10 protein-coding genes and 1 other annotated feature (1 of these 11 cut by a window edge) are annotated in these 6411 nt (G+C 52.5%); of the genes, 7 read left to right on the top strand and 3 right to left on the bottom strand.

What is annotated here, in order from left to right; all coding sequences use genetic code 11:
* Both sltY and trpR read left to right on the top strand, forming a co-directional pair.
* The coding region (gene sltY / locus HP459_RS04665) for a murein transglycosylase (RefSeq protein ID WP_074171979.1) at positions 1 to 823 on the top strand (823 nt) is incomplete at its 5' end.
* Between the two features lie 55 nt (positions 824 to 878).
* Complete coding sequence (gene trpR / locus HP459_RS04660; RefSeq protein WP_003856511.1) at positions 879 to 1208, top strand: trp operon repressor; 330 nt, start codon at positions 879 to 881, stop codon at positions 1206 to 1208.
* Between the two features lie 27 nt (positions 1209 to 1235).
* Here the strand turns inward: trpR and yjjX are convergent, their stop codons facing one another.
* Positions 1236 to 1751 (bottom strand): inosine/xanthosine triphosphatase, encoded by a 516-nt coding sequence (gene yjjX, locus HP459_RS04655; protein WP_045308049.1) that lies wholly within the window; start codon positions 1749 to 1751, stop codon positions 1236 to 1238.
* Positions 1752 to 1799: 48 nt separating this feature from the next.
* On the opposite strand from yjjX, the gene gpmB reads away from it, so the two are divergent.
* Positions 1800 to 2447, top strand: coding sequence for a 2,3-diphosphoglycerate-dependent phosphoglycerate mutase GpmB (gene gpmB / locus HP459_RS04650; protein ID WP_063863602.1), 648 nt, complete (start codon positions 1800 to 1802; stop codon positions 2445 to 2447).
* Here gpmB and robA read toward each other — a convergent pair.
* A complete protein-coding gene (gene robA / locus HP459_RS04645; RefSeq protein WP_022646995.1) occupies positions 2444 to 3313 on the bottom strand; it encodes an MDR efflux pump AcrAB transcriptional activator RobA in 870 nt (289 codons plus the stop codon). The two genes, gpmB and robA, sit on opposite strands and share 4 nt — an antisense overlap.
* A 214-nt stretch (positions 3314 to 3527) precedes the next feature.
* Here robA and creA point away from each other — a divergent pair, with 214 nt between their 5' ends.
* A complete protein-coding gene (gene creA / locus HP459_RS04640) occupies positions 3528 to 3998 on the top strand; it encodes a protein CreA (protein ID WP_003856503.1) in 471 nt (156 codons plus the stop codon).
* Positions 3999 to 4046: 48 nt separating this feature from the next.
* Here creA and arcA read toward each other — a convergent pair whose 3' ends face one another.
* Entirely contained in the window at positions 4047 to 4763 is a 717-nt protein-coding gene (arcA, locus tag HP459_RS04635) for a two-component system response regulator ArcA (RefSeq protein ID WP_003856501.1), read from the bottom strand.
* A 95-nt stretch (positions 4764 to 4858) separates the two neighbouring features.
* Here arcA and yjjY point away from each other — a divergent pair, with 95 nt between their 5' ends.
* The 3 genes from yjjY to thrL all read left to right on the top strand — a co-directional run bounded on the left by yjjY (position 4859) and on the right by thrL (position 6366).
* Positions 4859 to 4999, top strand: coding sequence for a protein YjjY (yjjY, locus tag HP459_RS04630; protein ID WP_001541509.1), 141 nt, complete (start codon positions 4859 to 4861; stop codon positions 4997 to 4999).
* Positions 5000 to 5398: 399 nt separating this feature from the next.
* Positions 5399 to 6091 (top strand): tRNA/rRNA methyltransferase, encoded by a 693-nt coding sequence (locus HP459_RS04625; protein WP_171935974.1) that lies wholly within the window; start codon positions 5399 to 5401, stop codon positions 6089 to 6091.
* A 206-nt stretch (positions 6092 to 6297) separates the two neighbouring features.
* Complete coding sequence (gene thrL, locus HP459_RS04620; protein ID WP_015572623.1) at positions 6298 to 6366, top strand: thr operon leader peptide; 69 nt, start codon at positions 6298 to 6300, stop codon at positions 6364 to 6366.
* Positions 6305 to 6411, top strand: a sequence feature (Thr leader region) (it continues 11 nt past the right edge of the window). Its footprint overlaps the gene before it by 62 nt.

The raw sequence follows: 6411 nt of genomic DNA, 5'->3' as shown, positions 1-6411 counted from the left end.
GATGCAGCAGCGCGGCTTCTACCCGATGGCGGCGGCGCAGCGTCTGGGCGAGGAGTACACACTGAAGATCGACAAAGCGCCAGCCAACGCGAACCCGGCGCTGACGCAGGGTCCGGAAATGGCGCGCGTGCGCGAGCTGATGTACTGGAATCTGGATAATACCGCGCGCAGCGAATGGGCCAACCTGGTCACCAGCCGTACCACCGACGAGAAGGCGCAGCTTGCCCGCTATGCGTTTGATAATCGCTGGTGGGATCTGAGCGTGCAGGCGACGATCGCCGGCAAGCTGTGGGATCATCTCGAAGAGCGTTTCCCGCTGGCTTATAAGGATCTGTTCGATCGCTACACCAGCGGCAAAGATATTCCGCAAAGCTACGCGATGGCCATTGCCCGTCAGGAAAGCGCCTGGAACCCGAAAGTGCGTTCGCCGGTGGGGGCCAGCGGCCTGATGCAAATTATGCCGGGCACCGCGACGCACACGGTGAAGATGTTTAATATCCCAGGCTACAGCAGCCCGTCCCAGCTGCTGGATCCGGAGACCAACATCAACATCGGTACCAGCTACTTGCAGTACGTCTATCAGCAGTTCGGTAATAACCGCATCTTCGCGTCAGCGGCGTACAACGCCGGGCCAGGCCGCGTGCGGACATGGCTTGGTAACAGCGCAGGGCGACTCGACGCCGTGGCGTTCGTCGAGAGCATTCCGTTCTCGGAAACACGCGGATATGTGAAGAACGTGCTGGCGTATGACGCCTACTATCGGCACTTCATGGGGGAGAAAGATGCCCTGATGAGCGATGCCGAGTGGCAGAGACGTTACTGATCGGCGCGGGTTGTGTTATGCTGTACTCGTTAATGAGTACAAGAGGCAGCATAACATGACCCAGCATTCCCCGTATTCCTCGGCCATGGCCGAACAGCGTCATCAGGAGTGGCTTCGTTTTGTGGAGTTGCTCCGCCAGTCTTACGACAAAGATCTGCATTTACCCTTGCTACAGCTGATGCTGACGCCAGACGAGCGTGAAGCGCTGGGTACACGGGTACGCATTATTGAGGAACTGCTGCGTGGCGAAATGAGCCAGCGTGAACTGAAAAACGAGCTGGGCGCGGGCATCGCGACGATTACCCGGGGTTCAAACAGCCTGAAGTCGGCGCCGGTTGAACTGCGTCAGTGGCTTGAAGCGGTATTGCTGAAAAACGCCGGATGACGGCTTCGCCTTATCCGGCCTACAAACTTAACGATAAATCGCGTTATGGAACGGACTTAACGCCAGAATAACGGCCTGGTGGTAAACGCTCGAACGGGTGAGCTTGCCCGCGGTAAAGACGCCAATCGCCCCCTCTTTACGACCAATCTCATCAATGCCGGTGTAGTGCGACATTACCGGCCCCAGCGCCTCACCCGCGCGGACTTTCTCCAGTATGACCTCCGGCAGCGGCAGCGTGGCTGAACGCGCTTCGCCGCGCTGCTCGCGGCTTTCGATGACAACCCAGCTGAAGGTCGCCCCTTCGTCGATACCTGCTTCAATCGCGACCCAGAAGTCAGCATCTGGCGCGACGGCTTTTGCATTCGCCACGCGATTTCGTGCGCCAGCGCGTGTTTCCTCGCTGCCAAACGGCTGTTCCGGCACACCGCTCTCGACGCCGACGGCGTCAATATGGCAGGATCCTTCGCCGAAGATCTCTTCAAATGCCCTTAGAATTGCCTGAATTTTGGCAGGATTGGTGGTAGCAGAGACAACATGGTGCATAATTAAGCTCGATTTAAAAAATTCATCGCAGTATAACGGAAAAAAAGCATGTTACAGGTATACCTTGTTCGCCACGGTGAAACGCAGTGGAACGCCGAGCGACGTATTCAAGGCCAGTCAGACAGTCCTCTCACCGACAAAGGTGTGCAGCAAGCGTGGCAGGTGGCGGAACGCGCCAGAACGCTGGGTATCACTCACGTCATCTCCAGTGATTTAGGCCGCACGCAGCAGACGGCACGCATCATCGCCGATGCCTGTGGCTGCGACGTGACCCTTGAACCGCGCCTGCGCGAGTTGGATATGGGCGTGCTGGAAAAACGCCCTATCGATACGCTGACGGAAACCGAAGAAGGCTGGCGTCGCACGCTGGTGAACGGCACTGAAGAAGGTCGCATCCCTGAGGGGGAATCCATGCAGGAGCTGAGCGTGCGCATGCATGCCGCGCTGGCCGAGTGCCTGAAACTCCCGGCAGGTAGCCGACCGCTGCTGGTGAGCCACGGTATCGCGCTGGGTTGCCTGGTGAGTACCATTCTGGGGCTGCCAGCTTACGCCGAGCGCCGTTTGCGTCTGCGCAACTGTTCCATTTCCCGTATCGACTATCAGGAAAGTGCCTGGCTGGCATCGGGGTGGGTGGTTGAGATGGCAGGGGACATTTCGCATCTTGATGCCCCTGCACTGGATGAGTTGCAGCGTTAACGACGTACCGGAATCAGGAATTCCATACGCAGATTGATAGGGCCTTCTTCCGGTTTTGCATCTTGCGCCGGATAGTAGCGCTCAATGTCCTGACCTTTACGGCGATTCAGATTCAGCATTGGCATGCAGGTCCCGTAAACGGTCAGGATGAACTCCTGAACGCCCGTTCCTAACCCTTCGTATGAGAACATCACATACTCGCCGCCTTCCAGCACGACAGGCTTCGAGCCATGAATGTAACCGTTCGCCATGTCAGGCGTCAGCGCCGTGGTATAGAACACTTCCTGCTCGTCGTCTTTTTCCTGGCTTGGATACGTTTCGTTCAGGCCATACAGAATCGGCGGGATCGCCGGAGCGTGGCTTAAAAATTCGCGCCAGAACTGAACGCGCATCTGATGGCGGAACTCGGAGATCTGCTCCAGGGAACAGGAGTAGCTCTGCGTGGTGCCGACCAGGTGCGTTTCCGGCAGGGTGATGATTTCATATTTTGGCATCGCAAACTCGCCCAGACGCAGCGGCGGACGCATACCAAAGGAGCTCCAGTCCGGCGAGCGGCGATAAAGCGCTGGCGTTAACGAGAACTGTTTTTTAAAGGCGCGAGTGAAGGTTTGCTGTGAATCGAAACGATATTGCAGGGCAATATCCAGGATTGGTCGCGCGGTCAGGCGCAACGCGACAGCAGACTTTGATAAACGACGTGCGCGAATATAGGCACCGATAGCATGACCGGTGACATCCTTGAACATCCTTTGCAGATGCCACTTGGAATAGCCTGCTTTTGCCGCCACATTATCCAGTGACAAAGGCTGGTCGAGATGACCTTCCAGCCAGGTGAGCAGGTCGCGAATAATTCCAGCCTGATCCATATACTATCCTCATCCTTAAAACTGCCGCAGGTGCCTGTTTACAGGTTAGCGGATAATAGCATTTTTTGACGTTTTAGCATTCAGTGTTTTTTTTGCGCATAAATGCTTTTTGTGGTGATTTAAGTGCGGATATATTCTAATCCTGTGATCTTGCTACATTTTTATCTAACCTGTTGAATAATCGCTCAGCGTAATTTTTATGAATGGTAACAATATGAAATACAAGGTTTTAGTCTTTGCAGCACTGGCGCTGATGGCAGGGCGCGTGGCACAGGCGGAGCAAATTGGCTCCGTGGACACCGTGTTTAAAATGTTTGGGCCGGACCACAAAATTGTGGTGGAGGCCTTTGACGATCCGGACGTTAAAAACGTCACCTGCTATGTCAGCCGGGCGAAGACCGGCGGGATTAAAGGCGGCCTGGGGCTGGCTGAAGACACGTCTGACGCGGCCATCTCCTGCCAGCAGGTTGGTCCGGTGGAATTGAGTGACAAAATTAAAAACGGCAAAGCGCAGGGCGACGTTGTATTCCAGAAACGGACCTCGCTAGTGTTCAAAAAGCTACAGGTGGTCCGTTTTTATGACGCGAAGCGCAACACACTGGCTTATCTGGCTTATTCCGACAAAGTCGTGGAAGGCTCACCGAAAAACGCGATTAGCGCGGTGCCGATTATGCCGTGGCATTGATAAAAAAAACGGCGCAAAAGCGCCGTTTTTTACTGCGTGACGGGAGAATTACTCCTGGAGGTCACCGCAGAAACGATAGCCTTCACCATGGATCGTGGCGATGATTTCCGGCGTATCAGGCGTAGATTCGAAATGTTTACGAATACGACGGATGGTTACGTCAACGGTACGATCGTGTGGCTTCAACTCACGACCGGTCATTTTCTTCAGCAGTTCTGCACGGGACTGGATCTTGCCCGGGTTTTCGCAGAAGTGCAGCATCGCGCGGAATTCACTGCGCGGCAGTTTGTACTGCTCACCGTTCGGGCTAATCAGCGAACGGCTATTGATATCAAGTTCCCAGCCGTTGAATTTGTAGCTATCGACGCTACGACGCTCTTCACTGACCGTACCCAGATTCATGGTGCGGGACAGCAGGTTGCGTGCACGAATGGTTAACTCGCGAGGGTTGAACGGCTTGGTGATGTAGTCATCCGCGCCGATTTCCAGACCAAGAATTTTATCAACCTCGTTGTCACGGCCTGTCAGGAACATCAACGCGACGTTCGCCTGTTCACGCAGTTCGCGCGCCAGAAGAAGCCCGTTTTTGCCCGGCAGATTGATATCCATAATCACCAGGTTGATATCATTTTCAGAAAGGATCTGATGCATCTCTGCGCCATCGGTCGCTTCAAAGACATCGTAGCCTTCTGCTTCGAAAATGCTCTTTAACGTGTTGCGTGTTACCAACTCGTCTTCAACGATAAGAATGTGCGGGGTCTGCATGTTTGCTACCTAAATTGCCAACTAAATCGAAACAGGAAGTACAAAAGTCCCTGACCTGCCTGATGCATGTCGCAAATTAACATGATCGGCTTAACGTGACTAAAGTACGTAATTGCGTTCTTGATGCACTTTCCATCAACGTCAACAACATCATTAGCTTGGTCGTGGGTACTTTCCCTTTGGACCCGACAGTGTCAAAAACGGCTGTCATCCTAACCATTTTAACAGCAACATAACAGGCTAAGTGACACCGGACACCCAATAAAACTACGCTTCGTTGACATATATCAAGTTCAATTGTAGCACGTTAACAGTTTGATGAAATCATCGTAGCTGAATGCTAGCCTTTGTCACAATTTTTCAATAAACCAACTAGTTGCGGACATTGATTGATAAACGGTACGAATCCAATCGGAAAAGAGTATTCATAAGGTCATTATCATTACAAAACATAAGGATAATGGACTTCTGTTAACATTCTAACTGATTGTTCAGCCACAAAATAGTTTAGCTTTTTTTAATTGTTATGAAACGCTATTTCGGTGATTTGTGTTGCAAAATTGTAACTTCGTGCTGCGTAATATGTTGAAGTGAATCACATTTTTACCTGCTAACTGATTAAAAAGAGAGCATAAATGCATCTGTCGATTGTGCTGGTGGCACCAGCAAGAGCTGAAAATATTGGCGCTGCGGCGCGTGCCATGAAGACCATGGGTTTTACCGATTTGCGTATCGTAGACAGCACGGCGCATCTGGAGCCTGCTGCGCGATGGGTGGCGCACGGTTCGGGTGATATTCTCGATAATATAACCACTTACGCTACGCTCGCTGAGGCGTTGCACGATATTTCGTTTACCGTCGCGACGACCGCGCGCAGCCGGGCGAAGTTTCATTATTACGCCACGCCTGCTGAACTGGTGCCAATGCTGGAAGAAAAAAGCCAGTGGCTGGAGAAAGCCGCGCTGGTGTTTGGGCGAGAAGATTCCGGGCTAACTAACGAAGAACTGGAACTGGCTGACGTCCTGACGGGCGCGCCGATGGTGGCGGATTATCCGTCACTCAATCTGGGGCAGGCGGTGATGGTGTACTGCTATCAATTAGCATCCTTAATACAAATTTCTCAGCCGCCAGCGTCAGTAACGGATGAAAACCAGCTGGCGGCGCTGCGTATTCGTGCAGATAAGCTTCTCGAACAACTGGGCGTCGCTGACGATCAAAAAATGGTGGACTGGTTACAGCAGCGCCTGGGGCGTCTTGAACAGCGCGACACGGCAATGCTGCACCGATTGCTTCATGATATTGAAAAAAAAATTAGCCGAGTAAAATAGTGTCATAAGTTTTTATTATGGCCGATCCTGCTAATGTCTGGGGTTGCATCTGGGGTATTCCGATGAAAATAAATCTGCACGCAGCGGGACGTGAGAATGTCCCGAATTGTGATCAAATTAAAAATTCATTGACTTAAGGTGTCCGATCCTTTAACCCTAAAAGAATAGAGCACAGACAGATAATAATGACAGAGTACACAACATCCATGAAACGCATCAGCATCACCACCATTACTACAACCATCATCATTACCACAGGTAACGATGCGGGCTGACGCGTACAGGAAAAACAGAAAAAAGCCCGCACCTGAACAGTGCGG

The organism is Enterobacter sp. CM29 (assembly GCF_013179605.1).
GTDB lineage: Bacteria > Pseudomonadota > Gammaproteobacteria > Enterobacterales > Enterobacteriaceae > Enterobacter > Enterobacter intestinihominis.
Note: the sequence above shows the minus strand (reverse complement) of the source record. Positions and strands in the feature narration are given on the sequence as shown.